The organism is Aureimonas sp. AU40 (genome assembly GCF_001463785.1).
Lineage (GTDB): Bacteria > Pseudomonadota > Alphaproteobacteria > Rhizobiales > Rhizobiaceae > Aureimonas.
The window spans coordinates 510,569-535,974 of the sequence record NZ_BBWL01000041.1 but is presented as its reverse complement, the minus strand read 5'-3'; the positions used below and the strand labels follow the sequence as shown (position 1 = coordinate 535,974).

The following is a 25,406-nucleotide window of genomic DNA, read 5'->3' as shown; positions in this document are numbered from 1 at the left end:
GATCTTCTCCTCCCGCATTGGCGCACCGCGCAGCGGCGGCCACCGCCGCTCGTCGTGCTGGCCGATATCTCGGGCTCGATGAGCCAGTACAGCCGGCTGTTTCTCCATTTCCTTCACGCCGTCACGGCGCGTCGTCGGCGCGTTCACACGTTTCTGTTCGGCACGCGGCTGACCAATGTGACACGCGAATTGTCGCGGCGAGACCCGGACGAGGCCGTGGATCGCAGCGCGGCCGCCGTTCGCGACTGGTCCGGCGGCACGCGGATCGGCGAGGCGCTGGCGCTGTTCAACAAGGACTGGTCACGCCGGGTGTTGTCCGGAGCCGCCACCGTTCTTCTCATCACCGACGGATTGGAGCGGGACGACACGACGCTTCTTGAGCGCGAGATGAAGCGACTCCATCTCTCTTCGAAGCGCCTCGTCTGGCTGAACCCGCTTCTGCGTTTCGACGGGTTCGCCGCCAAGGCCAAGGGAATGAGAGCGATGCTGCCGCATGTCGATGAGTTCCGGCCGGTCCACTCGGTCGCCTCGCTGGAAGCGCTGAGCGCGGCTTTGTCTGGCGCGCGCGCCGGCCCGGCGCCGCGTTCACCGCGCGATTGGCTTCAGGATGTGGCCGGGGCTTGAGGGAGAGTGATGATGGACACCCTGCAGGGACGAACCGACGTGTTGAACGTCGCCGAGGATTGGGCGCGAAAGGGGCGCGGCGTCGCGCTCGCGACCGTGGTTGAAACCTGGGGTTCGGCGCCCCGTCCGGTCGGCAGCCATCTCGTGATCGATGCGGCGGGCGATTTCGCCGGCTCGGTCTCCGGCGGCTGCGTCGAGGGCGCGGTCGTCGCGGAAGCCGCCGAGGTGATCGAGACGGGGGTGCCTCGCATGCTGGAGTTCGGCGTCGCGGACGATACCGCTTGGCGGGTCGGCCTGTCCTGCGGCGGGCGCATCTGCGTCTATGTCGAGAAGCTCGCCTGATGGACCTGTCCCTGCTTCATGCCCTGAATGCCGAGCGCGCCGCACGCCGCGCCTGCGTCCTCGTCACCGATCTCTCCCAGGGCCACCAGCGGCTGGTTCGCGAAGCGGACGTGGAGGCGGACGAACTGGCGGATGATCTCGCCAAGGCGCTCGGCAGCGGCAAGTCAGGAAAGCTGGGGGAGACGATCTTCCTCAACGTGCATCTGCCGCCGCCGCGCATCGTGGTGATCGGTGCTGCCCATATCTCCCAAGCTCTGGCGCCCATGGCGTCGATTTCCGGCTTCGACTTGGAGATTATCGACCCTCGCACCGCCTTCGCCACGCCCGAGCGTTTTCCCGGCGTTCAATTGCGCGCCGAGTGGCCGGACCTTGCGCTGAAGGATCGACCGTTGGACTCCTATTGCGCCGTCGTCGCCGTGACGCACGACCCGAAGATCGACGACTTTCCCCTGATCGAGGCGGTTAAGGCAGGGTGCTTCTACATCGGCGCCTTGGGGAGCCGGAAGACCCATGCCAAGCGCGTCGAGCGCCTGATCGCGGCCGGGCTACCCGAACATCGGATCGCGCGTATCGAAGCGCCAATCGGCCTCGACATATCGGCTTCGACCCCGGCGGAAATCGCCGTTGCGATTCTCGGTTCGGTCATCTCGGCGTTTCGCAAGCGAAAGATGCATGCCGAGCGGCGCGGCGAGATGGAGCCTGCGTGAGGTTCGGTCCAGTCGAGACTGCCTCCGCCGAAGGCGCCATTCTCGCCCATGCGACGCGGGCCGGCGCCGTGCACCTTGCCAAGGGCACGCGGCTGACGGCGAGCGACATCACGGCGCTGGCGGAGGCCGGCTTGCCGAGCCTTGTCGTGGCGCAACTGGACTCGGGCGACGTGCCGGAGGACGAGGCAGCGGCGGATCTGGCCGAGCGGCTGGCAAGTGCCGAGATCGGCGCGGCACCTGCCGCCACGGGGCGGGCCAACCTTTTTGCCGGCGAGGCCGGCCTGTTCCTACCGCGTCGGTCGGTGGTCGATGCGATCAACCGGGTTCACCCCGGCATCACGCTGGCGACGCTCGGTGAATTCGCCGCGGTCGAGGCCGGGCGCATGGTGGCGACGGTGAAGATCATCCCCTTGGCGGTGCCGCGCGCCGCGTTGGACGAGGTCCTTTCGCTCCTATCCGCCGAGCCCGCTTTCACCCTCGCGCCGTTCCGCCCGCGTGCGATCGGGCTGGTGCAGACGATTCTGGACGGGACCAAGGCGAGCGTCCTCGACAAGACGGCGCGGGTGCTGCGCAAGCGCTTGGAACGCTCCGGCTCTCGGTTGGTACGCGAGACGCGTGTGCGGCACGCGGAGCGGGAACTCGCTGCGGCGATCGCGGCGAGCCACCCGGAGGAGAAGATGACGATCGTCTTCGGCGCGTCGGCGGTGATCGACGAGGGCGATGTGGTGCCTGCGGCGCTTCGAGGCGCGGGCGGGCAGGTCGATCATCTCGGCATGCCAGTCGATCCCGGCAATCTCCTGCTGCTCGGCCATCTCGGCGAGCGGATCCTTCTCGGCGCGCCCGGCTGTGCCCGTAGCCCGCGCGAAAACGGCTTCGACTGGGTTCTGGATCGACTGCTCGCCGATCTCACGGTTACGCCGCGCGACATCACCGGCTTTGGGGTCGGAGGATTGCTCATGGAAATCGCCTCCCGCCCGCAGCCGCGCGATGTCTTGCCGACGCCAGACCGCAAGCCTGCGGTCGCCGTCGTGGTGCTTGCGGCCGGGCGTTCAAGCCGGATGGGCGGGCCGAACAAGCTGCTCGCCACCTTCGATGGCGTTCCGCTCCTGCGCCGCAGCGTCCAGACGGCGCTCAGGGCAGACGCGAGCGCGGTGCATGTCGTGCTCGGCCATCAGGCAGCGGACTTGCGAGCAACGCTGGCGGGGCTCGACGTCGCTCTGCACGAGAACCCGCAGTTCGCCGACGGACTGTCGACCTCGCTGAAGCTTGGCTTCGAACAGGCGGCGGGCGAGGCGGACGGCGTTCTGGTGATGCTGGCCGACCAGCCGCTTCTGACCGCCGAGCATCTCGACGCCTTGATCTCCGCCTTTCGACCCCTTGGCGAAGGGGCGATCGTCCTTGCCTGCGACGGCGGGCGACGGGCCAATCCCGTGGTGCTGTCGTCGAGGTTCCGACCGGATGTCGCCTCGCTTGAAGGCGATGTCGGCGCGCGCGGCATCGTGCAGCAGCATCGCGATCTCGTGCGAGAGGTCGAAATCGGCCCGGCCGCGTCGTTCGACGTCGACACGCCCGAACTTCTTTCAAGAGCCGGCGGCATCTTGGCAAATCCGCCGAGCGATGGCGGATCAGCCTGACGCTGCGGACGCCTCCCATTCAATCGGGCAGGTCGCGCCGTCCGGCTATCTTCCGTTTCGCGGCGGCCTCTTTCTGGCAGCGATCGGAGCAGTAGAGAACCTGATCCCAAGTCTTTGCCCAGGCTTTGCGCCAGACCATGGGACGACCGCACTCCACGCAAGACTTGGATGGAAGGTCGCTTTTTCCACGCATTTTCGGCATGTTAAGGAAATGGCTTCCATCAGATTATGAGCAAGGGACCGTCGGTCTCTGCTGAAAAAGACCGTCCGACGAGAACAAGAATTCTATAGGAATTTCAGCGATTTGAAGAATGATCTTCTAACGCCGCATAAAAGTCGATGATCACAGTCTGCGCACGTTTTGGGCTGGCGCTTTCACTAGGCAGACCGCAAGGCTTCCTTAAGCTTGGAGGCGCAGCCTTTCTCTCGGCGCCGTTCCGCGCCATCTGCGAAAGGATGCGAAATGCCGACTGCACGCATGCCCGACCCGCAATTCTGCAAGATGCTTTCGGGCCACGGAATGACCTTTGCCGAGGTCCTCTACCGGATGCCGGATCATCCGAGTTTCCTTCAGACCTTCTCCTGGCAGTTCGAGGATGTGGCGCCCGACTACCCCCGCCTGCGCCGCTTTCTCGATCATTGGGAACGGGAGATCGAAGCGCGCATCCATTCCGTTCGCGTAACGCATCGGTCGTTGATTGGGCCGCAGGAAATCCGCATGGTCCGCGAGCTCGGCCATCTGCACTGACTACATCAGGCGAAGGCTCTTGAAGCTCGTATGGCCGTTGCGCCCGATGATGAGGTGATCGTGGACCACGATGCCGAGCGGTCGGCAAGTGTCCACGATGATCTTGGTCATTTCGATGTCGGCATTGGACGGGGCCGGGTCGCCCGATGGATGATTATGGACGAGGACGAGAGCCGAGGCGGAAAGCTCCAGCGCTCGGCGGATGACTTCGCGGGGATAGACCGGCGTATGGTCCACCGTCCCCGTCTGCTGCACTTCGTCGGCGATCAGCGTGTTCTTCTTGTCGAGGAACAGAACGCGGAACTGCTCGCGCGTCTCGTGCGCCATCGCGGCATGGCAGTAGTCGATCACCGCCGACCATGAGGACAGGACCTCGCGCGAACGGATGCCTGAGCGCATGGCGCGCTGAAGGAGCGCGGCGACGATCCGAAGATCCAATGCCGAGGAGCGGCCCATGCCATCCATCTCCTGAAGGAGATGAGTCGGCGCGTTCAAGACATCTTCCAGCGAGCCGAAGCGCTGGAGCAGGGCTTTCGCGATCGGCTTCACGTCGCGCCGGGGAATGGAGCGGAAGAGCACGAGTTCGAGAAGTTCGTAATCGGCCAGCGCAACGGCACCCGCTTCCGCGAAGCGGTCCCGCAGCCGGTCGCGATGGCCGTCGTGATGCTTGGGCTCGGGCGTCGCCTTGGCAACGGGTGAGGCCACCGGCTCGGCGCCCCGCAGCAGTTCCGCCGACAGGAACCCGCCGGCTTCGTTCAACCCTTTGCGGTCCTTGCGCGGCGGCATGGCGACGGGCGTCAGGCGGAAATTTCGGCCAGCCGATCGGCCGAGAAGCCCGGCATGTCGATCCCGGCCGGAGAATAGGTGAAGACCTCGCAGCCGCCCTCGGTCACGCCCACAGTGTGCTCGTATTGCGCGGTCAGGCTGCGGTCGCGCGTCACGGCAGTCCAGCCATCCGGCAGCACCTTCACATGCGGGCGGCCGAGATTGATCATCGGCTCGATGGTGAAGATCATGCCGGGGCGCATTTCGGCGCCTTCGCCGCGCCGGCCATAATGCAGGATGTTCGGCGAATCGTGGAACAGCTTGCCGACGCCGTGGCCGCAGAAATCCCGCACCACCGAGCAGCGCTCGCCTTCGGCATAATCCTGGATCGCCGCGCCGATATCGCCGATATGGCCGCCCGGCTTCACCTCGCGGATGCCGAGAACCAGCGAGCGATAGGTGATCTCGCACAGACGTTCGGACGCGCGCTTCACTTTGCCGACCGGATACATGCGCGACGAGTCGCCATAGAATCCGTCCACCACCAGCGTCACGTCGATATTGACGATGTCGCCCTCGCGCAGCGGCTTGTCGTTGGGAATGCCGTGGCAGACGACATGATTGATCGAAGTGCAGACGCTCTTCATGTAGCCGCGATAGTTCAGCGTCGCGGGAAGGGCGCCGGCATCCAAGGCGAAGTCGAAGACGAAATCGTCGATCGCCTGCGTGGTCACGCCCGGCTTCACGATGTCCGCCAGCCTGTCGAGACAGGTTGCCGTCAACTGGCAGGCGCGGCGCATGCCCCCGAAGGCTTCCGCCCCGTAGAGGCGGATCGAGCCGGTGTTGCGAAGGGGCTGGGCCTCGGCCTCAAGATAGATGGTCATCGGGAAACACTGGAATCCATGGGCCGCGCGAGGGCGGCGTTTGCATGCAGATGTCGCATCGATGCGAACGGTCTTCAACCCCAAAGCGCCAGGGGCCGCGCCTTGCGCGAAGCGCCTGGGCGGCCGGACGCGGCGTCAGCCGCGAACGTAGCGCCCCGGCGCGTCCTCGATCGGCGCGAGCGTGCTGCCGCCGGGCTCTCGCGCCGGCACCTGCTCGCTTCCGCCCAGAGCGGAAATCCAGGCTTGCCAATGTGGCCACCAGGAGCCGGGCGTTTCCTCGGCAGTTTTCCACCAGTCGTCGTAAGGAATGTCGCGGGCGGGGGCCGCGCCTGTCCAGAACCGGTATTTCTGCTTGGCCGGCGGATTCACGACGCCGGCGATATGGCCCGAGGCCGTCACGACATAGGTGGTGGGCCCGCCAAGCGCGAGGCTGCCCTCGTAGACGCTGATCGCCGGGGCGATATGATCCTCGCGGGTCGCCAGATTGTAGACGGGAATGGTGACGGTGGAGAGATCGAGCGGCACACCCTTGATCTCCATTTCGCCGCGCGCCAGCCGGTTCTCGAAATAGCAGGCTCGGAGATAGAAGAGGTGGTTCGTCTTGGCCATGCGCGTGGCGTCGGCGTTCCAGAAGAGAAGGTCGAAGGGCGCCGGCTCCTTGCCCTTCAGATAGTTGCTGACGACATAGGGCCAGATCAGCTCGCCCGAGCGCAGAAGGTTGAAAGTCGTCGCCATGCGCGTGCCTTCGAGATAGCCGCGCTCCATGATCTTTTCGAGCTCGGCCAGCTGCTGCTCGTCCACGAAGACCTTGAGATCGCCGGAATGGCGAAAGTCGATCTGCGTGGTCAACAGCGTCGCGGAGCGGATGCGCTCGTCGCCGCGTGCCTTGAGATAGGCCAGCGCAGCGCTGAGAAGCGTGCCGCCGACGCAATAGCCGATGGCGTTGACATCCTCTTCGCCGGTCGAGGCCTTCACCGTGTCGAGGCCGAAGACCAGCCCCTCCTCGATATAGTCGCCCCAGTCCTTGTCCGCATGGCGCGCGTCGGGATTGACCCAGGAGATCACGAACACCGTGTGACCCTGCTCCACCATCCAGCGGATCAAGGATTTTTCGGTATTGAGGTCGAGAATGTAGAAACGGTTGATCCAGGGCGGGGAGATCAGGATCGGTCGCTTGGCGACCGTCTCCGTCAGCGGTGCATATTGGATGATCTGGCAAAGCTCGTTTTCGGCGACCACCTTGCCCGGTGTCGTTGCTACGTTCTCACCGACCCGGAAGGTCTCTTCGCAGGACTGACGCAGCTTCAAAAAGCCTTCGCCGCGCGCCATGTCCTCAGCGAACATGCGCATGCCGCGCACCAGATTCTCGCCGTTCTCCGCCATGGTCTCGCGGTAGAGTTCGGGATTGGTGGCGATGAAATTGGCCGGCGACAGGGCGTTGAGGATCACGCGTGTGTAGAAGGCCGCCTTGTGTTTGGTGTGTGGGTCGAGCCCGTCGGCGTCGCGCACCAGAGCGCTCGACCAGTCGTTTAGAACACCATAGCCCTCGCGCAGAAAGGCGAAGAGCGGATGGCGATGCCAGTCCTCGTCGGCGAAGCGCTTGTCGGGCTTGGCCAGCGGGGCGACCGGCTGGCCGGAGGCTCGCGCCAGTGAATTGGCCCAGACGCCCATGAAGCCGGACATCAGCTTGGCCTGCGCCTGGAAGGCCCGCTGCGGGTCGCTCAGCCAATAGTCGCCGACCTCCGACAAGGTCGAGACCACGTCGCTATAGCTGATCGGCCCGTCACGCACCTCGCCCCGCTCGCGCGGCTCGACCCAGGCCGAAGCCGCCTTGCCCAGATGCTCCAGCATGTGCGCGACGTTGCGCGCGAAGGCTTCCGGGTCGCGCACGGCATAACCCTTGAACGGATCGGCATCGGGGTTCGGGGAGGCGGGCCGCGTGCTGTTCATGAGGTCTCCTTCTGCGGGCGACATAAGCATGATTTGGGTCCGCTTTCAGCGGGAGGGATGGATTGGCGGGCGGAATTCGTCGCGGCGGCGCAGCAAGAGCGGACCGGAATCGACCCATTCCCAACCCGCACAGCTTTAGGTAAAGAAGGCCTGGATCGGATCAGGATGCGGCACATGGTGAAGAGACGCTTGGGATTGGTGGCGACGCTCGCCCTTATCGGCGCGCCTCTCTCCGCCTGCCAGCCGCTGCTTCCGCGCGACGACACGCCGACCATCCTGCCGCGCCTGGCGACGGCCCCGAATTCCGGCCCCTCGGCCCAGCGGATGGATGCGAACGGATATCCATTGATCGGCGCTTATCCTAAGGCGGCGACGCAGCAGGTTTCCAACGAGGACGTACAGGCGACTCGCGACCGTTTTGCGAATGTCGAGGCGCGTTCCGTCCCGCCGTCCGACACGGCCTATCGCAGCCGTGTGGGAGAGATGCAGACGCTTGCGGCCAGGCAGCAGGCGGAGGCCGAGGCGCGGCTGCGCGCCGCAAGCACGGGCGAGGCGGCGGGAGACGCCGCCAGCAGCCGGGCGCAGTAGAGCGCCGCCGACCCCCGAGAAGGGTCGATGTGCCCGGCCTCAGCGGACGCTCAACAGAAGAATGAGCCCCGGCGCGCGCCAGACGAATGGCGTTGCGGTTCCGGCAGTCCGTCCTGATTCGAAAGCAGATCCGATGACCGAAGAGTTTCACAAAGTCCGCCGCCTTCCGCCTTACGTCTTCGAAGAGGTGAACAAGAAGAAGGCGGCCGCGCGCGCCCGGGGCGTAGACATCATCGACCTCGGGATGGGCAACCCCGATCTGCCGACGCCGAAATTCGTCGTCGACAAGCTGTGCGAGGCGATTCGCGATCCGCGCACGCACCGCTATTCCGCGTCCAAGGGGATCGCCGGCCTTCGCCGCGCCCAGGCCGCCTATTACGAGCGGCGCTTCAACGTGAAGCTCAATCCCGACACGCAGATCGTTGCGACTCTGGGCTCGAAGGAAGGCTTCGCCAACATGGCGCAGGCGATCACCGCGCCTGGCGACGTGGTCCTCTGCCCGAACCCGACCTATCCCATCCACGCCTTCGGCTTCCTGATGACGGGCGGCACGATCCGCTCCATCCCTGCGCAGCCGGACGAGGACTTCCTGCGGGCGATCGACCGCGCCGTGCGCCACTCGATCCCCAAGCCCATCGCGATCATCCTGAACTATCCGTCCAACCCGACGGCCTACGAGGCGACGCTCGACTTCTATGCCGAGGTCGTGAAATTCGCCAAGCAGCACGAGATCATCATCCTGTCCGATCTTGCCTATGCCGAGATCTTCTTCGACGGCGCGCCGCCGCCGTCCGTCCTGGAAGTGCCGGGCGCAATGGACGTGACGGTGGAGTTCACCTCCATGTCGAAGACTTTCTCCATGCCGGGCTGGCGTGTCGGTTTTGCGGTCGGCAACGAGCGGCTGATCGCGGCGCTCGCACGCGTCAAATCCTATCTCGACTACGGTGCCTTCACGCCGATCCAGGTGGCCGCGACCGCCGCCCTCAACGCCGGCGATGCGGCGATCGAAGAGGTGCGCGGTGTCTATCGCCATCGGCGCAACGTGCTGGTGGAATCCTTCGGCCGCGCCGGCTTCCACGTGCCGCCGCCGTCCTCCACCATGTTCGCATGGGCTCAGATTCCCGAGCCCTACCGGCACATGGGCTCGGTGGAGTTCTCCAAGATGCTGATCGAAAAGGCCGATGTCGCCGTCGCGCCGGGTGTCGGTTTCGGCGAGTATGGCGACGATTTCGTGCGCATCGCCCTGGTGGAGAACGAACACCGCATCCGGCAGGCCGCGCGCAATCTGCGACGCTTCCTTGCAACGGAGCAGGATCAAGGCCAAAAGGCGGCAGCCGGCGCCGCGAGGTAACGGCCGCCCGAACCCTTTTCGCAGAGCTCACCCCAAGGACACACCATGGATCGCCCGATGCGGCTCGGCATTGCCGGGCTCGGTACGGTCGGCGCCTCGCTCGCCCGGCTGATCGCCACGAACAAGGACGCCTATACGCTGCGCGCCGGGCGTCCGGTCGAGACCGTCGCCGTCAGCGCGCGGGATCGCACCAAGGACCGGGGCGTGGACCTGTCGGGCGTTCAATGGTTCGACGATCCCGTGGCGCTCGCCACGAACGGCGAGATCGACCTGTTCGTCGAACTGGTCGGCGGGGCAGAGGGTGTGGCGCTCGACAGCGTGAAGGCCGCGCTCAATCGCGGCCTTCCGGTGGTCACCGCCAACAAGGCGCTGCTCGCTCATCACGGCGTTCAGCTTGCCAAGCTCGCGCAGCGCAAGGGCACGACGATCTTCTTCGAGGCCGCCGCCGCCGGCGGCATCCCGATCATCAAGACGATGCGCGAGGGGCTGCGGGGCAATAAGGTCAGCCGCGTCTACGGCATCCTGAACGGCACCTGCAACTACATGCTGACTCGCATGGAGCGCGAGGGCATCGCCTTCGACGACTGTCTGCGCGACGCGCAGCGGCTGGGCTATGCCGAGGCCGATCCGACCTTCGATATCGGCGGCTTCGACGCCGCGCACAAACTGGCGCTTCTAACCTCGCTCGCCTTCGGCTGCGAGATCGATCTCGAATCGATCTTCATCGAGGGCATCGAGGCGGTGACCACCGAGGATATCGAGGCGGCGGCCGATCTCGGCTATCGCATCAAACTGCTGGCGGTGGCCCAGCGGACGGAAACGGGCATCGAGCAGCGCGTCCATCCGACCATGATCCCGGCGCATTCGGCGCTGGCGCAGGTCGACGGCGTGACCAACGCCGTGGCGGTCGACACCGATCTTCTCGGCTCCATCCTGCTCGTCGGCCCCGGTGCGGGCGGCAATGCCACGGCTTCGGCCGTCCTGTCGGACGTGCTCGATGCCGCGCGCGGGATCGCGATTCCGACCTTCGCCGTCGAGCCGACGCATCTGGCGCCCTACAAGCGCGCTCGGATGCGGGCTCACGAGGGCGGCTACTACATCCGTCTCAGCGTGCTCGACCGCGTGGGCGCCTTCGCCTCCATCGCGCGTCGCATGGCCGAGAACGACATTTCCCTGGAATCCATCGTCCAGCGCAAACGCGAGGGCGAGGAGGAGCGGGACGCCGCGCCGGTGATCCTCATCACGCACGAGACCACCGAAGCGGCCGTTCGCAAGGCGCTCGATGCGGTTTCCAAGGATGGACACCTGAAGAGCGAGCCGCGCATGGTGCGGATCGAGGCTTTGGACTGAGCGAGGCCGGAGCCCTTGCTTTCGCCTCCGCTTCTCGAGCGGGAACAGGTGAAAGCGAGGGTTCGCGAAGCCGGAGGATGAGAACGATGCCGGAGCGAGTGGACGAAGGCTTGCAATCGCTCGACCGCGTTCTATCGATCGAGATCGCCCGCGTCACCGAGCGCGCAGCGGTTGCCGCCGCGACCCTGCGCGGGCGCGGAGACGAGCGCGCCGCCGACCGGGCGGCCGTCGAGGCGATGAAGCGCGAGCTCGGAGCCCTGTCGATTAACGGCACCATCGTCGTCGGCGAGGGCGAGAAGGACCAGGTTCCCTCGCTCTATATCGGAGAGACGATCGGCGCCGGAGGGCCGCCGATGGACGTCGCGCTCGATCCTCTCGAGGGTACGACGATCTGCGCCAAAAACCTGCCCGGTGCGTTGACGATCTTGGCCATCGCCACCAAGGGCGGGCTGATGCACGCGCCCGACGTCTATATGGAGAAGATCGCGGTTGGCCCGGGTTTTCCCGAAGGGATCGTTAGCCTCAACCGCAGCGCTGCCGAAAATCTCAACGCTTTGGCGAAAGCCAAGGGCGTGCCGGTCGGCCAGATCACCGCCTGCATTCTCGATCGTCCGCGCCACGCCAAGATGATCGAGACGATCCGCGAAACCGGCGCCGCGATCCGCCTGATCGGCGATGGCGACATTGCCGGCGTCATCCAGACCACCGATCCGAAGGAAACCGGGATCGACATCTATATGGGCATCGGCGGCGCGCCCGAGGGCGTTCTGGCGGCGGCCGCGCTTCGTTGCATGGGCGGGCAGATGGAGGGGCGTCTCCAGCTTAACACCGGTGAGAAGCGCACCCGTGCCGAAAAGCTCGGCCTCGGTGATCCCGACCGGATCTACCGGCTAGACGACATGGTGCGCGGCGACGTGGTCTTTGCCGCGACGGGTGTCACAGACGGCAACCTTCTGGACGGCGTTCGCTTCCGCAAGGGGCGGATCGAGACCCATACGCTGGTGATGCGCAAGCAAGGCCGCACGATCCGCGACATTCGTGCCCGTCACTACGAGTTTGAGAAATTCGGGCTGTAACTCCAGCGGCCGAGCGTCTCGTCATGCTCAGTCAGAGCGGAGCCGCATTTAGCGGCCGCGCCCCCTTTCAGGACCCATGACCACCGAAATCCGGACTTTTCTTCAGGTCGAGCAGTCGGCCTCCCGCCGTCGCTGGGTCCACGCGCTCGACCTGAGGGCGGAGGCGACGGCGTCACGGATCGCTCAGCTTCATGCGATCCCCGAGATGGTGGCACGGGTTCTGGCCGCGCGGGACGTGGATGCCGAGGGCGCGGCCCGCTTCCTTGATCCGACGCTTCGCGACCTCATGCCCGACCCGTCCACGCTGACGGATATGGACCGCGCCGCCGAGCGGATAGCCGACGCCATTGCACGGCGGGAAAAGGTCGCGATCTTCGGGGACTATGACGTGGACGGCGCGGCCTCCGCCGCCCTTCTCGCCCGCTATCTCCGGCATTTCGGCCTGACGCCCGCGATCCGCATTCCCGATCGCATGACGGAAGGCTATGGCCCCAATCCGCGCGCCATGCGAGACCTGATGGAGGATGGCGCGACTCTGGTCGTCACGGTGGACTGCGGCACGGGCAGTTTCGAGGCGCTGGAGGCGGTCGCCGCCCGGCATATCGATTGCGTCGTGCTGGATCACCATCAGACGGGCGGTCTGCTGCCGCCGGCTCATTCCATCGTCAATCCGAACCGGCAGGACGATCTGTCGGGGCAGGGGCATCTCTGCGCGGCGGGCGTGGTGTTCGTCACGCTCGCTGCCGTTTCGCGCGTCCTGCGCCAGCGCGGCTATGCCAATGCCCCGCTTCCGCCGCTGATGGACGATCTCGATCTCGTCGCGCTGGCGACGGTCTGCGATGTCGTGCCCTTACAGGGGTTCAATCGTGCGCTGGTGGTGAAGGGCCTTCTCACCATGCGCCATCTACACAAGCCGGGCCTGAAGGCGCTTGCAGAAGTCGCGCGCCTGTCTGGCCCGATCGACACGTTCCATCTCGGCTTCCTCCTCGGCCCTCGCATCAACGCCGGGGGGCGCATCGGCGAGTCCAATCTTGGAACGCGCCTGCTGCTGACGTCGGACGATCTCGAAGCCAAGGAACTCGCTGAGCAGCTCAACCTCCTCAACGCCGAGCGTCAGGCGATGGAGCGCGTGATGCTGGACGAGGCGGAGGCCGAGATCCGCACCGAGATCGGCAGCGGAGACGGGCCGCCCGTCTTGATCGCCGCGCGGGCGAACTGGCATCCCGGCATTGTCGGTCTTCTGGCCGCGCGGCTGAAGGAGCGCTTCTCGCGGCCCGCCTTCGCCATATCCTTCGACGCGACCGGCCGCGGCACCGGCTCGGGCCGCTCCATTCCGGGCTTCGACATCGGGCGCTTCGTGCGGCGCGCGGTGGAAACGGGCGTGCTCGTGAAGGGCGGAGGCCACGCCATGGCGGCGGGGCTGACGATCGAGCGCGAGCGGTTGGGCGATTTCCGAGCGCTAGCTGAAGAGCAGGCCAAGCGGATCGTGCCGAACCTTATGGCGGGCGAAGTCATTGCGATCGACGCGGCCATGTCCGCCTCGGCCTTCACGCCGGACACCTATTCGCTGGTGGAGAAGGCCGGCCCCTACGGCGCCGGCCATGCCGCACCGATCTTCGCGCTGCCGCGCCATCGTCTCGTCCAGGCCTCGCATGTCGCGACGGGCGGGCACATCCGCCTCGCGCTGAAATCTGCGGATGGAGCCCAGGTCTCCGCGATCGCCTTCCGCGCTGAGGGAACGCCTCTCGGCGAGGCCTTGATCGCCTCGCGCGATCGGGTGATCCATGCGGCGGGGACGCTGGCGATGGATCGCTATGGCGGACGAGAGAAGGTCACGCTGCGCGTCGTTGACATCGCAATCCCGAAGGACTGAACGGCGTCGGAAGAGCCTTAAGGCTCAGCCATTCAACTCGCTTGTCCTCAGTGCGATCGAGACGGGAGAGCCGTATCCAGCAGGCGCGTCGTCCGTCGGATTGTTCGAGATCGAAATCCTTCGATGAACTTAGTCGATTGCAAACCTATCGGGCGGAGGCAGACGTAGTCCAGCTACAGTCCAAACGAAGCCGATGACGGCGATCCGTGTAGACTTCGAAGATATAAAAAAGGAAAGGAAGTGGTACGCCCAAGGAGAATCGAACTCCTCTCTCCACCGTGAAAGGGTGGCGTCCTAACCGATAGACGATGGGCGCGGACAAGTGCGTCTATAAGATGATTCGACCGTTCTGACAAGCCTTTGTCGCAGAACTCGAGGAGATCACTTAAACCGCGAAAAGATCTGCTCCATAGCGAATGCTATAGGCAGCTGGTTCAGAAAAGAGGAAAGGAAGTGGTACGCCCAAGGAGAATCGAACTCCTCTCTCCACCGTGAAAGGGTGGCGTCCTAACCGATAGACGATGGGCGCGGACAAGCGGGTCTATAAAAGGACTTCTCGCGAGTCGCAAGCCCATTTCGGGCTCGCAGAGGATTTATGTCAGGTGGCGCGGCGCGAGCTGCGGCAGGGCCAGTTCCAGTCCCGGCGCGGGCCGACATCGATGTGGATTGCAGCCGTGTGGCAGTAGGTTCCGACGCCGCCGCGCATCGGCAGGGCGCGTACGAAGCGCGCGACTTCCTGGCCATTGACGCCCGGCACATGAAGGTCGGCCGCCTTGCACTGCATGTGCAGCGACGCCTTCGCGCCGTTCACGCTGCGATTGTGCGAAGGGGAGCGATAGCCGGAGGTGATGACCACCTTCTGGTGGAAGCGCGCTTCCACCTGCGAGATGAGCGACATGAGGTTGGAGTCGAAGCAGTTGGTGACGACATCCTGCCGCTGGATCATCAGACCGCTCGGCGCGAGGCGGGCGATGCCGCTGAGCGAAGCCATCTGGTAGCTGTCGCCGAGATCGTCGATCAGTTCGGAATCGACGGAGGCGCGCTGCCCGATCTCGAAAAGCGATTTGGGATCGACGCCCGGCAGGCCGTTGTCGACGGATTTGGGCTTCTCGTTGTCGGATTGGTGCACGATCACGCGTCGGCTCTTGCCGGCTTCCGCGTTGCGCAGCGGCACCTTGGCTTCGGCCTGCGTATAAAGCGAGGCGTAGAGCGAGTGATCGGCCTCGCGCCCGTCGCGTTGTGGCTGCGCGAAGGCGGTGACCGCCGGTCCCGACATCGGCGTCAGAAGACTGCGAGCCTTGCCCGGCTCGATGGCTCGGCTGGCCGCCGCGACTAGCATGTCCTTGGACGCTGGCTTGCTGGCCTCGGCGATGCGGCGGGCGGCGTCGCTGGAGGCGACGGCCTTGAGCGCTTCGCCCTTGGATGGTTCCCGAGCCTCGCCGCCATCCTTTGCGGCGGGCGCCTCGGCCTGCTCGGCGACTTTGCCGTCTGACGCGATCACCTCGGCGATCGACGGGCCGCCCTTCGCCTCGTTGGGTTTGGGCGGATTGGAAAACCCGAAGGCGGAGCTTTCGTCCACCGCCGAAACGCAGCCGGTCAGAAGCGTCGATGCGCTTGCCAGGCCCGCGACAACCAATACGCAGCGTGCGCGCCGCCAATTACTCGTGGTCGTCAATCGCTAGTCCACCCTCTGGAGCGCCGCACGGTCGACGCGTTAAAGTTCGGCATCGTTCCCTGGCGGGATCGATGCCGAAAAACCGTGCAGGCTTCTCAAGTCCCCATGCGAACGCCCTGGCGGGCGCACCCTCTCACATTACAAAATGTTTAACACTACGGCGCAAGTAGGGCTACTGGCCCCAAGCCTTACCAGGAGCCGGTGTTCTCCATGCTCGCCCAAGGTTCGGCGAGCGCCTTGCTCTCACCCTTCTGCAAAAGCTCGAAGGAGATATCGTCCGGCGACTTCACGAAGGCCATGCGTCCGTCGCGCGGCGGCCGGTTAATGGTAATTCCAGCGTCCATCAGGCGTTGGCAGGTCTCGTAGATGTCGTCCACCTCGTAGGCGAGATGCCCGAAGTTCCGCCCGCCGCCATAGGTTTCAGGGTCCCAATTGTAGGTAAGCTCGAGAAGCGGCGCGGAGTCGGCGCGCCCAGCCTCGACATCCTCCGAGGCGGCTAGAAAGATCAACGTGAAGCGGCCCGCTTGGCTCTCGCTGCGGCGGACCTCCGTCATGCCCATGTGCTTGCAATAGAACTCGAGCGAGCGATCGATATCGCTGATGCGAACCATGGTGTGCAGATAGCGCATGAAATTCCCCCGAAGAAACGCTCCCGGGATGTAGCGCTTACGAACTGTTTGGCCAGTGCTATGCGAAAAGGTTCCCAGTCTCCAAACATTGTCGCCCCTTGTTTCGATAGGGGTGACCGGATGCATTTGGACCAGGGCGTGTCCAAAATCCATAAAATGCCGGCTTGAGGATTCCCAAAATCACCGCGCCATCTATTCTGATATTTAATGTGAGTTCGGACGACGGTTAGCCGCGAATCGATGTGAGGGCCGCCGGGCGCATATCGTTTGGACGGGGGTTTGGAATGCGCGTTGGGTATGGGCGAGCGAAGCGGCGGTGGGTATGACCGAGCAAGGTTCATCTCGCACAGCCGAACGCGATTTGCCGTTCGACGCCGCCTCTGACGGCCATCCCGTGATCGAGGGCCGCATCAAGTGGTTCGACGTCGCCAAGGGTTTCGGCTTCATCGTGCCGGACGACGGGTCGGACGACATTCTTCTCCACGTCACCTGCCTGCGGCGCGACGGCTATTCCACCGTTCTGGAAGGCGCGCGGGTCGTCTGCGAGGTGCAAAGGGGCGAACGGGGGCTGCAGGCCTCCCGCGTCCTCTCGATGGATTCCTCCACGGCGGTGCAACCCTTTTCGCAAACCGGCCCGATGCGGACACATGTGCAGGTCGAGGCGACGGGCGACCGCGAGCAGGCCGTCGTCAAATGGTTCAATCGGACCAAAGGTTACGGCTTCATCTCGCGCGGCGAGGGAACCGAGGACATCTTCGTCCATATGGAGACGCTGCGCCGCTGTGGTATGACCGAGCTTCGGCCGGGGCAGCTGGTCATGGTCCGCTTCGGCATGGGGTCGAAGGGGCTGATGGCCGCCGAGATTTACCCGGTCGACGACGCTTCCATGAATGATGGTGACTGATGGCTCGATCCTCCCTCAGACAAACCGGCGCGGTGCTAGGTTTCGCGGCTGTCGCCGTTGCCGGCGTCCTGGCCTGGACGACGCATTCCTCGGGCTCCACGGCAACGCTGGTAACGGGCAAGGGGCAGTTTCCCATCGAGATCGAGATCGCGGACACCCCGAGCACGCGCGAAACCGGCTTGATGAACCGCGAGACCCTTGCCGAGGATAGCGGAATGTTGTTCGACTTCGGCGAGGCGCGGCCGGTCGATATGTGGATGAAGAACACGCTGATTCCGCTCGACATGCTGTTTCTCGACGAGACGGGCCGTATCGTTCGAATCGGAGCGAACGCGCAGCCCTTGTCGCTCGATCTGATCTCCTCTGGTGGCCCGGTGCGCTACGTTCTCGAGATCAACGGTGGGGCGGCCGCGCGCTACGGCGCGGCGCCGGGGGACCGATTGGAGCATTCGATCATCCCTCGCCGAAACTGATTGTTGAGGGCTTCGCCGGGAAAGCGCGCTCGCCGCGAAGGCTTCGCTTGACCCGAGGGGTGCGGCAGGGCATATGCCACCTTGTTCCAGTCGTTCGGGGCCGTTCGGAGCGTAGCGCAGTCTGGTAGCGCATCTGGTTTGGGACCAGAGGGTCGCAGGTTCGAATCCTGCCGCTCCGACCATGTCTCGAGGGACTGGTTGGCTTGATTGATTGGAGATCTCTGTATGGTTGCCCGGATCTATCGTCCCGCCCGTACGGCGATGCAGTCCGGCAAGGCGAAGACCAAGGAGTGGCTGCTCCAGTACGAGCCCGCCGCACCCAAGGTCGTTGAGCCTCTGATGGGCTACACGTCGTCGTCCGACATGCTGTCGCAGGTGCGGCTGTCCTTCGAAACGAAGGAACAGGCCATCGCCTATGCCGATCGCTACGGCATTCCCTACCGTGTCGAAGAAGAGCACGTGTCGGTTCGCCCGAAGGTCTCCTATTCCGACAATTTCCGCTACGACCGCATCGCGCCCTGGACGCATTGAGCCACGCCAGCGCCGCAAGACCTGCGGCGCCCAACCGGCCCCGTAGCTCAGTGGATAGAGCACCGGCCTTCTAAGCCGATGGTCGCAGGTTCGAATCCTGCCGGGGTCGCCACCTATTTTCCGATTGATTGTTTCGCCACGTGGGGTCTCGCACGGGGCGAATTTTTGTTTGGCGGAAGCCGACGGTGTTTGCTCCGGCCTTCCATAACGACCAGTGCGGTTCCGCTCACACCTGAAGCAACTGCGCGCAGGGGCGCCGGTGCTCCAGGTGACGTTTCGGGGGACTGGACGTTAGAACGTCTCTCCAAAACCTTCGCTCCAGGCACGCCAGTCGGCGCTTCCCGGACGGTAGGGGTTGTCCTTGCGGCTACGACGGCGCGACCGGGCGTCTTCGCCCTCGCGCTTGACGATATCGTTGCGGGTCATCAGCGAGTGTTGGGTCATCGTTCACCTCCTTTCATCGAAGGCGCGCGAAATAGAGCATGTATGTTGCAAGATCAAGGCAGGCTCCGATTTGCGTTGTCTGCCGATCGACGAACGCCTGGGTGGCGACGAACAGAGGATGAGCGAGATGGAAAAGGACGGCGAAGTGCTTCACGATCTCGGAACCTCCGTTTGGCGCCGTTGGAAGCATGCCTTGAGCGAAAAAGACGATCCGTTTCGCACGCTCATGCTGGCGAGCGCCGGTCTGGAGGGCGGTGGATACGCGCGGATGGTCGTTCTGCGGGGCGTCGAGGCGCAGGAGAGACAGCTCGAGTTCCACACGGATGTCCGCTCCCCGAAGGTCGAGCAACTGCAGGCCGACCCGCACGCCACGTTACTGGTCTGGGACCCGGCCGAGCGCCTTCAAGTGCGCGCCGAGGGACGGATCGTGTTGTTCGCCGAGGGCACGGACCTCGCGCGTGAACGGTTCGAAGCCTTGAGCGAGAGCGCGCGCAAAACCTATGGCACGCAGACGGCGGCGGGCCTGCCATTGGACAGTCCTGACGCCTTGGGCGCGTCGCTTCCCGAAGATGCCGCCCGGCGAAACTTCGTGGTGGCGCAGCTGACGGTCGAGCGGATCGACTGGCTCCGTCTTAAACCCGAAGGGCAGCGGCGCGCCGAGATCGTCTATCGACCGACGGGCGCGATCCAGCGCTGGATCGCGCCCTGACGACGTTAGACGAGAGCTTGGACCGCGGCAAAGCCGCGCGCCAGATCCTCTCTCAGGTCTTCGACATCCTCCAAGCCGATCTGCAGGCGGATCACCGGCCCCTCGCTTGGCCCCTTGGCGAAGAGCCGGTCGGAAAGATCGACATGCAGCGCCAGACTCTCGAAACCGCCCCAGGAATAACCGAGGCCGAAAATGCGCAGAGCGTCGAGGAATGCCTCCGCCTCGCGTTGGCCGCCGCCGTTCAGAACGATCGAGAAGAGACCGCTGGCGCCCTTGAACTGCCGTCGCCAAAGATCGTGTCCGGGGAAGGAGGGCAGGCCGGGGTGAAGCACCCGGGCCACGTCCGCCCGCGCTTCCAGCCACTGGGCGAGATCGAGCGCGGCGCGCTCGTGCGCGCGTAGGCGCACCTCCATCGTTCTGAGACCGCGTAGCGTGAGATAGGCGTCGTCCGGCGCGGCATTCACGCCAATCTGCATCTGCGCATCGCGTAGGCGCTTGTAGGTCGCGGCATTGGCCGAAACGCTGCCGAGCATCAGGTCGGAATGGCCGCCGGGATATTTGGTGAGTGCATGAATCGACAGATCGACGCCGAAATCCAGCGGGCGCAGAAACAGCGGCGTCGCCCAGGTGTTGTCCATCATCGAAACCGCGCCGCCTTCACGTGCGATGTCGGCCATCTCCCCAATATCGATCATCTCGAACGTGTTCGATCCCGGCGCTTCCAAAAAGACGACGCGCGTATTCTCGCGCATGAGATCGCGCAGACCGGCGCCGATCGCGGGGTCGAAATATTCGATCTCGACGCCCATGCGCCGAAGCATCGTGTCGCAGAAATGCCGGGTCGGACCATAGACGCTGTCGATCACCAGACAGTGGTCGCCTTGCCCAAGGAAGGCGAGAAGCGGCACGCTGATCGCCGCAAGCCCCGACGGCACGAGAATCGTGCCGGCCGACCCCTCGAGATCGTCGAGCGCGGCTTCCAGCGCCTCCGTGGTCGGCGTGCCGCGCAGCCCATAAAGATAGGTGTGATCGCGCCGGCGCATCGTCGCCGCATCCGGGAACAGCACGGTTGAGGCCCGCACGACGGGCGGGTTCACAAAGCCATGGAAGACGTGTGGGTCGTAGCCGGCGTGAAGAAGACGGGTGGAGGTTCGGAACTTATGTTTGTCGTCCGTTTCACTGCTCACGCGCGGGGCTTTCTGAAAACATTTTGAAGAGAGGATTTGGTCAAGCCGAACAAATCCTTGGGAAAAATTTTGCCACATGCTTGACCTGCGCAGTTTTATGGCATGATCCTTTCGCTCGCAACTCGACTGGATTGCCCATGCTGCGCAGGCATGCGGCGAACGAACGTTCAACCCGCAATTCGAAGGTATTGGGATGAAACTGAAGCTTCTGGCCGCCGCGCTCTGCCTCTCAGTCATGGGAGTGGCGACGACTGGCGCTTCCGCCGGAACCTTGGACGACACCAAGGCACGCGGAACCGTCCGTTGCGGCGTCAACACCGGGCTTCCCGGATTCGGATACCAGAACGACAAGGGCGAGTGGGCTGGCCTCGACGTCGATTATTGCAAGGCGATCGCCTCGGCCATTTTCGGTGATGCGACGAAGGTCGTCTATTCGCCGCTTTCAGCCGTGCAGCGATTCCCGGCCCTTCAGAACAACGAGGTCGACGTTCTCGCCCGCAACACGACCTGGACGATGAGCCGCGACACGTCTCTCGGCCTCGCCTTTGCCGGCGTGAACTTCTACGACGGCCAGGGCTTCATGGTCCGCAAGTCGCTTGGCGTGAACTCCGCTCTCCAGCTTTCCGGCGCCACGGTCTGCGTGCAGAGCGGCACCACCACGGAGCTGAACCTGGCGGACTATTTCGCCGCCAACAACATGCAGTACAACCCGGTCGTCATCGAGGCGCAGTCCGACGTGAATTCGGCCTATGACAGCGGCCGCTGCGACGTGCTGACCACCGACCAGTCCGGCCTCTACGCCTCGCGCCTCGAACTCGGCACGCCGGACGACCATCTGGTTCTACCCGAGATCATCTCGAAGGAGCCGCTCGGCCCCGCCGTGCGCCAGGGCGACAGCCAGTGGTTCAACGTGGTGAAGTGGACGCATTTCGCGCTGCTGAACGCCGAAGAACTCGGCATCACCCAGGCCAATGTGGACGAGATGAAGGCCTCGACCAACCCGGAGATCCGTCGTCTTCTCGGCGTCGAGGGCACGTTTGGTGCCGATGCCGGCCTCACCAACGACTTTGTCGTAAAGATCGTGAAGGCGGTCGGCAACTACGGCGAACTTTTCGAGCGCAATGTCGGCACCGGCTCGCCGCTCGGCATCGCTCGCGGCCAGAACGCGCTCTGGACCAAGGGCGGCCTGCAGTACGCGCCTCCGGTCCGCTAAGACGCCGCTAACGTCTCACCCCCTGCCGCCGGCTTGTCCGGCGGCAGGTTCTCCTTTCCCGTCGAAGGATGCTCATGACAGCCGAAACCGGAACGATGCCAGCGGGTCGCGATCGCGACTCGGTCTTCACCAATCCCCTCGTGCGCAGCATCGTCATCCAGGTCGCGCTGGTTCTGGGCCTCGCCCTTTTCGTCTTGTGGATCGTCAGCAACACGGCCGAAAATCTTCGCAGCGCCAACATCGCCTCGGGCTTCGGCTTCCTGCAGACGCGGTCCGGCTTCGACATCTCTCAGGTGCCGATCGCCTATACGAACAACGCCACCTATGGCAGGGCCATTCTCGTCGGCCTGACGAACACGCTGATCGTCGCCGGCACGGGCATCGTCTTCGCCACCATTCTCGGCTTCGTCGTGGGCATCGGTCGTCTGTCGCACAACGCCTTGGTGCGCGGAATTGCGACGGTCTATGTCGAGACGTTCCGCAATATCCCGCCGCTGCTCGTCATCCTATTCTGGTATTTCGGCGTCCTGTCGTTGCTGCCGCAGCCGCGTCAGGCGATCGAGCTTCCCTTCGACGCCTTTCTGTCGAATCGCGGCCTGCAGACGCCCAGCGTGCAGTTCGGCGCGGAAGCTTGGCTGACCTTCGCCGCCCTCGGCGTCGGCCTCGTCGCGACGTTCGTTCTGTCCAGCGTTTTCAGCCGGCGCCAGAAGGCGACCGGGCGTCGGCCGAGCCTGCTCTGGCCGGCGCTTGCTCTGATCGTCGGGCTTCCGATCCTCGCCTTCGCGGCGTCCGGCTTTCCCGCCACCTTGGACATTCCGCAGCGCGGCACGTTCAACTTGAGCGGTGGCTTTCAGATCAAGCCGGAATTCCTGTCGATCTTTCTGGCGCTCTCGGTCTACACCGGCGCCTTCATCGCCGAGATCGTGCGCGCGGGCATCCTTTCCGTCTCCAAAGGCCAGACCGAGGCGGCCGCCGCGCTCGGGCTGCGGCGCGGGCTTTCGCTCCGTCTGGTGATCGTGCCTCAGGCCTTCCGCGTCATCATTCCCCCGCTGACCTCGCAATATCTCAATCTGATCAAGAACTCGTCGCTGGGTCTTGCCATCGGGTATCCCGATCTCGTCGCCGTGGGCTCGACGGTTCTCAACCAGTCCGGCCAGTCGATCGAGGTCGTCGTCATCTGGATGAGCGTCTATCTCGGCATCAGCATCGCCATCTCGATCCTGATGAACCTGTTCAATCGACGCATGAAACTGGTCGAGCGCTGAGGGTCGCATCATGGAAGAACAAGTCGCTCGCTTCGTATCCAGCAGCCACCTTCAACCGCTTCCGCCGCCGGAGGCCGTCGGCGGCCTTTCGGGTCGCCTGCGTCGCAGCTTTTTTGCGACGCCCTTGGACGCGGTGCTGACCACGATCTGTCTTCTGCTCGTGGCCTATGTGGCCTGGGGCATCTTCCAATGGGGCGTCGTCAACGCCGTATTCACGGGAGCGGACCGCACGGCCTGTCTCGGTGAGGGCGTTGGCGCCTGCTGGGCCTTCATCGGCGCGCGGTTCCAGCAGTTCATCTTCGGCCTCTATCCCGTGGAAGAGCGCTGGCGCGTACTCTTGGTCTTCGCGCTTCTCGTGGTGCTAGTGATCCCGCTCGCCATTCCGCGCGCGCCCTACAAGGGCCTGAACGCGATCCTTTTGTTCTTCGTCTTCCCGCTGACGACGGCGGTTCTTCTGACCGGCGGGCGCTTCGCCATGTCGGGCTCGTCGATTGCTCTGGTCTTCGCGCTCGCAGCTGCGGCCACGCTTTTCCTCTGCATCGGCATCAGCGCCCAGGCCACGTCGCATCCTATGATGAAGGTGGGCTGGGGGCTTGTGTTCATCGCCTTCGTTGCGGCCCTGGTCGCCCCGTATGTCAGTTCGGACCGCTTCACTTTTCTGACCTTCCGCTTCGACACGTTAGGCTTCATCGCGCTTCTGGCCGCCCTCGCGGCGATCGGACTGGCGCTCGCCACCGCGTTCGCCACGCTGGACGAGAAGGCACCCGCGCTGGGCCTGATCTACCCGCCGCTCGCGGCCCTTTTCCTCGTCGCGATGCTGACCAGCGATTTCGGTCTCAGCTTCGTGCCGACCAATCTTTGGGGCGGTCTTCTCGTCACGCTGGTCGTGGCGCTGACCGGTATCGCGCTGTCGTTTCCGCTTGGCATTCTGCTGGCGCTCGGGCGCCAGTCGCGGATGCCGGCGGTGCGTCTTTTCTCGATCATCTTCATCGAGTTCTGGCGTGGCGTGCCGCTGATCACAGTGCTCTTCATGGCCACGTTCATGCTGCCGCTGTTGTTACCGAGCGGTGTAAGCCTCAACCAGCTGCTTCGCGTCCTCGTCGGCGTGTCGCTCTTCGCCGCCGCCTATATGGCGGAGGTGATTCGAGGCGGCCTTCAGGCTATACCGAAGGGCCAGTACGAGGGCGCCGACGCCATGGCGCTGACCTATTGGCAGAAGATGCGCATGATCATTCTGCCGCAGGCGCTGACGCTGGTGATCCCCGGTATCGTCAACACGTTCATCGGCCTGTTCAAGGACACGAGCCTCGTCTCCATCGTGGGTCTGGCCGATCTTCTGGGCGCAGTGCGTCGAGGTTTCAGCGACCCGACTTGGATCACGCCGACGACGCCGGCCACGGGCCTCGTCTTCGCCGCCTTCATGTTCTGGCTCTTCTGCTTCGGCATGTCGCGCTACTCCATCTTCATGGAGCGTCGTCTCTCGAGAGGGCACAAGCACTGACGCGCCCGGTCGGCCTCGCCCATCGCCGGATCGGCCCAGACCGATCCCCCTCGGATACAAAGTTTCGGACCCCAACATGACCGTATCGAACGCCCAAACCTCCGCTCTTCCCACGGGCCAGCTCGGCCCGGTCGCGATCGAGCTCGCCAATGTCAACAAGTGGTATGGCGAGTTCCACGTGCTGCGTGACGTGAACCTGCGCGTTCAACGCGGCGAGCGCATCGTTGTCTGCGGCCCGTCGGGTTCCGGCAAATCGACCATGATCCGCTGTATCAACCGGCTAGAGGAGCACCAGAAGGGCACGATCGTCGTGGACGGCGTCGAGCTGACCAACGATCTGAAGAAGATTGACCTCGTTCGCCAGGAGGTCGGCATGGTGTTCCAGCACTTCAACCTTTTTCCGCATCTCACGATTCTGGAAAACTGCACGCTCGCGCCGATTTGGGTGCGCAAGATGCCGAAGAAGAAGGCGGAAGAGATCGCGATGCATTACCTGACCCGGGTGCGCATTCCCGAGCAGGCGCATAAATATCCCGGTCAGCTCTCCGGCGGCCAGCAGCAGCGTGTGGCGATCGCACGCGCTCTTTGCATGCGGCCGAAGGTCATGCTGTTCGACGAACCGACCTCGGCTCTCGATCCGGAAATGGTGAAGGAAGTTCTCGACACGATGGTCAGCCTTGCCGAAGAAGGCATGACCATGATCTGCGTGACCCACGAAATGGGCTTCGCGCGTCAGGTGGCGAACCGTGTCATCTTCATGGATGCGGGGCAGATCGTCGAGCAGAACGAACCCAACGCCTTCTTCTCGAACCCGCAGCACGAGCGCACCAAGCTGTTTCTCAGCCAGATCCTTCATTAAACGGGAACCTGAAGGCGCCCGGCTCGCGCCGAGCGCCTTCATCGAAGCGGCCGCCGGCGAAATCGTCAGGCGGCTGCGTCAATGTGGAACAGGGGACTTAAATGTCGCATTTCCCTTGCACATA

At 64.4% G+C, this 25,406-nt stretch carries 26 protein-coding genes and 4 tRNA genes; 20 read left to right on the top strand and 10 right to left on the bottom strand.

Annotated features, from left to right (window positions below):
- The 4 genes from AUL32_RS16070 to AUL32_RS16055 form a co-directional block, all read left to right on the top strand.
- Positions 1-624 (top strand): vWA domain-containing protein (locus AUL32_RS16070; RefSeq protein WP_156421487.1); only part of this gene is annotated, 624 nt, incomplete at its 5' end.
- 12 nt (positions 625-636) lie between these two features.
- Complete coding sequence (locus AUL32_RS16065) at positions 637-966, top strand: XdhC family protein (RefSeq protein ID WP_062116803.1); 330 nt, start codon at positions 637-639, stop codon at positions 964-966.
- Positions 966-1,673 carry an XdhC family protein gene (locus tag AUL32_RS16060; RefSeq protein ID WP_062116800.1) on the top strand — a complete coding sequence of 236 codons (708 nt, stop codon included), beginning with the start codon at positions 966-968 and terminating at the stop codon, positions 1,671-1,673. The genes AUL32_RS16065 and AUL32_RS16060 overlap by 1 nt, the downstream gene beginning before the upstream one ends.
- Positions 1,670-3,307 carry an NTP transferase domain-containing protein gene (locus AUL32_RS16055; protein WP_062116797.1) on the top strand — a complete coding sequence of 546 codons (1,638 nt, stop codon included), beginning with the start codon at positions 1,670-1,672 and terminating at the stop codon, positions 3,305-3,307. Before AUL32_RS16060 ends, AUL32_RS16055 begins: the two co-directional genes overlap by 4 nt.
- A 19-nt stretch (positions 3,308-3,326) precedes the next feature.
- On the opposite strand, the gene AUL32_RS24580 is transcribed toward AUL32_RS16055, so the two are convergent.
- A complete protein-coding gene (locus AUL32_RS24580) occupies positions 3,327-3,500 on the bottom strand; it encodes a DUF2256 domain-containing protein (protein ID WP_374700961.1) in 174 nt (57 codons plus the stop codon).
- A 270-nt stretch (positions 3,501-3,770) separates the two neighbouring features.
- On the opposite strand from AUL32_RS24580, the gene AUL32_RS16050 reads away from it, so the two are divergent.
- Entirely contained in the window at positions 3,771-4,055 is a 285-nt protein-coding gene (locus AUL32_RS16050; protein ID WP_082639331.1) for an usg protein, read from the top strand.
- Here the strand turns inward: AUL32_RS16050 and radC are convergent, their stop codons facing one another.
- The 3 genes from radC to phaC form a co-directional block, all read right to left on the bottom strand.
- Positions 4,056-4,841 (bottom strand): RadC family protein, encoded by a 786-nt coding sequence (gene radC, locus AUL32_RS16045; RefSeq protein ID WP_062116794.1) that lies wholly within the window; start codon positions 4,839-4,841, stop codon positions 4,056-4,058.
- An 11-nt stretch (positions 4,842-4,852) separates the two neighbouring features.
- A complete protein-coding gene (gene map / locus AUL32_RS16040; RefSeq protein WP_062116792.1) occupies positions 4,853-5,704 on the bottom strand; it encodes a type I methionyl aminopeptidase in 852 nt (283 codons plus the stop codon).
- A 135-nt stretch (positions 5,705-5,839) separates the two neighbouring features.
- Positions 5,840-7,654, bottom strand: a complete 1,815-nt coding sequence (gene phaC, locus AUL32_RS16035) for a class I poly(R)-hydroxyalkanoic acid synthase (protein WP_062116789.1) — start codon at positions 7,652-7,654, stop codon at positions 5,840-5,842.
- 174 nt (positions 7,655-7,828) lie between these two features.
- Between phaC and AUL32_RS16030 the strand changes: the two genes are divergently transcribed.
- From AUL32_RS16030 to recJ, 5 genes are all read left to right on the top strand, one after another.
- On the top strand, positions 7,829-8,242 hold the full coding sequence (locus AUL32_RS16030; protein WP_156421486.1) for a hypothetical protein: 414 nt from the start codon (positions 7,829-7,831) through the stop codon (positions 8,240-8,242).
- 133 nt (positions 8,243-8,375) lie between these two features.
- Complete coding sequence (locus tag AUL32_RS16025; protein WP_061975966.1) at positions 8,376-9,593, top strand: LL-diaminopimelate aminotransferase; 1,218 nt, start codon at positions 8,376-8,378, stop codon at positions 9,591-9,593.
- A gap of 45 nt (positions 9,594-9,638) precedes the next feature.
- Positions 9,639-10,943, top strand: a complete 1,305-nt coding sequence (locus AUL32_RS16020; protein WP_062116783.1) for a homoserine dehydrogenase — start codon at positions 9,639-9,641, stop codon at positions 10,941-10,943.
- Positions 10,944-11,029: 86 nt separating this feature from the next.
- Entirely contained in the window at positions 11,030-12,019 is a 990-nt protein-coding gene (glpX, locus tag AUL32_RS16015) for a class II fructose-bisphosphatase (protein ID WP_061975970.1), read from the top strand.
- Between the two features lie 76 nt (positions 12,020-12,095).
- Positions 12,096-13,892 (top strand): single-stranded-DNA-specific exonuclease RecJ, encoded by a 1,797-nt coding sequence (gene recJ, locus AUL32_RS16010; RefSeq protein WP_062116780.1) that lies wholly within the window; start codon positions 12,096-12,098, stop codon positions 13,890-13,892.
- A gap of 241 nt (positions 13,893-14,133) precedes the next feature.
- Here the strand turns inward: recJ and AUL32_RS16005 are convergent.
- The 4 genes from AUL32_RS16005 to AUL32_RS15990 form a co-directional block, all read right to left on the bottom strand.
- Positions 14,134-14,208, bottom strand: a tRNA-Glu gene (locus tag AUL32_RS16005).
- A gap of 138 nt (positions 14,209-14,346) precedes the next feature.
- Positions 14,347-14,421, bottom strand: a tRNA-Glu gene (locus tag AUL32_RS16000).
- 69 nt (positions 14,422-14,490) lie between these two features.
- Complete coding sequence (locus AUL32_RS15995) at positions 14,491-15,567, bottom strand: YcbK family protein (protein ID WP_244497911.1); 1,077 nt, start codon at positions 15,565-15,567, stop codon at positions 14,491-14,493.
- A gap of 188 nt (positions 15,568-15,755) precedes the next feature.
- On the bottom strand, positions 15,756-16,196 hold the full coding sequence (locus AUL32_RS15990) for a VOC family protein (protein WP_062116774.1): 441 nt from the start codon (positions 16,194-16,196) through the stop codon (positions 15,756-15,758).
- 322 nt (positions 16,197-16,518) lie between these two features.
- Between AUL32_RS15990 and AUL32_RS15985 the strand changes: the two genes are divergently transcribed.
- The 5 genes from AUL32_RS15985 (at position 16,519) to AUL32_RS15965 (ending at position 18,216) form a co-directional block, all read left to right on the top strand.
- Positions 16,519-17,100: a cold-shock protein gene (locus tag AUL32_RS15985; protein WP_061976005.1), complete on the top strand. Its 582-nt coding sequence runs from the start codon at positions 16,519-16,521 to the stop codon at positions 17,098-17,100.
- Positions 17,100-17,573 carry a DUF192 domain-containing protein gene (locus AUL32_RS15980; protein WP_061976006.1) on the top strand — a complete coding sequence of 158 codons (474 nt, stop codon included), beginning with the start codon at positions 17,100-17,102 and terminating at the stop codon, positions 17,571-17,573. The genes AUL32_RS15985 and AUL32_RS15980 overlap by 1 nt, the downstream gene beginning before the upstream one ends.
- 105 nt (positions 17,574-17,678) lie before the next feature.
- A tRNA-Pro gene (locus AUL32_RS15975) sits at positions 17,679-17,755 on the top strand.
- A gap of 43 nt (positions 17,756-17,798) precedes the next feature.
- Positions 17,799-18,104 (top strand): ETC complex I subunit, encoded by a 306-nt coding sequence (locus AUL32_RS15970; protein WP_062116771.1) that lies wholly within the window; start codon positions 17,799-17,801, stop codon positions 18,102-18,104.
- Between the two features lie 36 nt (positions 18,105-18,140).
- Positions 18,141-18,216 (top strand) — tRNA-Arg (locus tag AUL32_RS15965).
- A gap of 179 nt (positions 18,217-18,395) precedes the next feature.
- Here AUL32_RS15965 and AUL32_RS25285 read toward each other — a convergent pair.
- Positions 18,396-18,548 (bottom strand): hypothetical protein, encoded by a 153-nt coding sequence (locus tag AUL32_RS25285; RefSeq protein ID WP_156421116.1) that lies wholly within the window; start codon positions 18,546-18,548, stop codon positions 18,396-18,398.
- Between AUL32_RS25285 and AUL32_RS15960 the strand changes: the two genes are divergently transcribed.
- A complete protein-coding gene (locus tag AUL32_RS15960; protein ID WP_192847474.1) occupies positions 18,520-19,257 on the top strand; it encodes a pyridoxamine 5'-phosphate oxidase family protein in 738 nt (245 codons plus the stop codon). The genes AUL32_RS25285 and AUL32_RS15960 overlap by 29 nt on opposite strands.
- A gap of 5 nt (positions 19,258-19,262) precedes the next feature.
- Here AUL32_RS15960 and metC read toward each other — a convergent pair whose 3' ends face one another.
- Positions 19,263-20,444, bottom strand: coding sequence for a cystathionine beta-lyase (gene metC / locus AUL32_RS15955; RefSeq protein WP_062116766.1), 1,182 nt, complete (start codon positions 20,442-20,444; stop codon positions 19,263-19,265).
- Positions 20,445-20,637: 193 nt separating this feature from the next.
- Between metC and AUL32_RS15950 the strand changes: the two genes are divergently transcribed.
- From AUL32_RS15950 to AUL32_RS15935, 4 genes are all read left to right on the top strand, one after another.
- On the top strand, positions 20,638-21,657 hold the full coding sequence (locus AUL32_RS15950) for an amino acid ABC transporter substrate-binding protein (protein WP_061976014.1): 1,020 nt from the start codon (positions 20,638-20,640) through the stop codon (positions 21,655-21,657).
- Positions 21,658-21,731: 74 nt separating this feature from the next.
- Positions 21,732-22,922, top strand: coding sequence for an amino acid ABC transporter permease (locus tag AUL32_RS15945; RefSeq protein WP_062116931.1), 1,191 nt, complete (start codon positions 21,732-21,734; stop codon positions 22,920-22,922).
- Between the two features lie 10 nt (positions 22,923-22,932).
- A complete protein-coding gene (locus AUL32_RS15940; protein ID WP_062116763.1) occupies positions 22,933-24,423 on the top strand; it encodes an amino acid ABC transporter permease in 1,491 nt (496 codons plus the stop codon).
- A 76-nt stretch (positions 24,424-24,499) separates the two neighbouring features.
- Positions 24,500-25,282, top strand: a complete 783-nt coding sequence (locus AUL32_RS15935; RefSeq protein ID WP_061976020.1) for an amino acid ABC transporter ATP-binding protein — start codon at positions 24,500-24,502, stop codon at positions 25,280-25,282.
- The last annotated feature ends 124 nt before the right edge of the window (positions 25,283-25,406 follow it).

Excerpts from the sequence above, each read along its gene's own strand:
- AUL32_RS16065 (WP_062116803.1), top strand. The coding sequence starts at position 637 with ATGGACACCCTGCAGGGACGAACCGACGTGTTGAACGTCGCCGAGGAT.
- AUL32_RS16060 (WP_062116800.1), top strand. The coding sequence starts at position 966 with ATGGACCTGTCCCTGCTTCATGCCCTGAATGCCGAGCGCGCCGCACGC.
- AUL32_RS24580 (WP_374700961.1), bottom strand. The coding sequence starts at position 3,500 with ATGCGTGGAAAAAGCGACCTTCCATCCAAGTCTTGCGTGGAGTGCGGT.
- AUL32_RS16050 (WP_082639331.1), top strand. The coding sequence starts at position 3,771 with ATGCCGACTGCACGCATGCCCGACCCGCAATTCTGCAAGATGCTTTCG.
- radC (WP_062116794.1), bottom strand. The coding sequence starts at position 4,841 with ATGCCGCCGCGCAAGGACCGCAAAGGGTTGAACGAAGCCGGCGGGTTC.
- map (WP_062116792.1), bottom strand. The coding sequence starts at position 5,704 with ATGACCATCTATCTTGAGGCCGAGGCCCAGCCCCTTCGCAACACCGGC.
- phaC (WP_062116789.1), bottom strand. The coding sequence starts at position 7,654 with ATGAACAGCACGCGGCCCGCCTCCCCGAACCCCGATGCCGATCCGTTC.
- AUL32_RS16030 (WP_156421486.1), top strand. The coding sequence starts at position 7,829 with ATGGTGAAGAGACGCTTGGGATTGGTGGCGACGCTCGCCCTTATCGGC.
- AUL32_RS16025 (WP_061975966.1), top strand. The coding sequence starts at position 8,376 with ATGACCGAAGAGTTTCACAAAGTCCGCCGCCTTCCGCCTTACGTCTTC.
- AUL32_RS16020 (WP_062116783.1), top strand. The coding sequence starts at position 9,639 with ATGGATCGCCCGATGCGGCTCGGCATTGCCGGGCTCGGTACGGTCGGC.
- glpX (WP_061975970.1), top strand. The coding sequence starts at position 11,030 with ATGCCGGAGCGAGTGGACGAAGGCTTGCAATCGCTCGACCGCGTTCTA.
- recJ (WP_062116780.1), top strand. The coding sequence starts at position 12,096 with ATGACCACCGAAATCCGGACTTTTCTTCAGGTCGAGCAGTCGGCCTCC.
- AUL32_RS15990 (WP_062116774.1), bottom strand. The coding sequence starts at position 16,196 with ATGCGCTATCTGCACACCATGGTTCGCATCAGCGATATCGATCGCTCG.
- AUL32_RS15985 (WP_061976005.1), top strand. The coding sequence starts at position 16,519 with ATGACCGAGCAAGGTTCATCTCGCACAGCCGAACGCGATTTGCCGTTC.
- AUL32_RS15980 (WP_061976006.1), top strand. The coding sequence starts at position 17,100 with ATGGCTCGATCCTCCCTCAGACAAACCGGCGCGGTGCTAGGTTTCGCG.
- AUL32_RS15970 (WP_062116771.1), top strand. The coding sequence starts at position 17,799 with ATGGTTGCCCGGATCTATCGTCCCGCCCGTACGGCGATGCAGTCCGGC.
- AUL32_RS25285 (WP_156421116.1), bottom strand. The coding sequence starts at position 18,548 with ATGACCCAACACTCGCTGATGACCCGCAACGATATCGTCAAGCGCGAG.
- AUL32_RS15950 (WP_061976014.1), top strand. The coding sequence starts at position 20,638 with ATGAAACTGAAGCTTCTGGCCGCCGCGCTCTGCCTCTCAGTCATGGGA.
- AUL32_RS15945 (WP_062116931.1), top strand. The coding sequence starts at position 21,732 with ATGACAGCCGAAACCGGAACGATGCCAGCGGGTCGCGATCGCGACTCG.
- AUL32_RS15940 (WP_062116763.1), top strand. The coding sequence starts at position 22,933 with ATGGAAGAACAAGTCGCTCGCTTCGTATCCAGCAGCCACCTTCAACCG.
- AUL32_RS15935 (WP_061976020.1), top strand. The coding sequence starts at position 24,500 with ATGACCGTATCGAACGCCCAAACCTCCGCTCTTCCCACGGGCCAGCTC.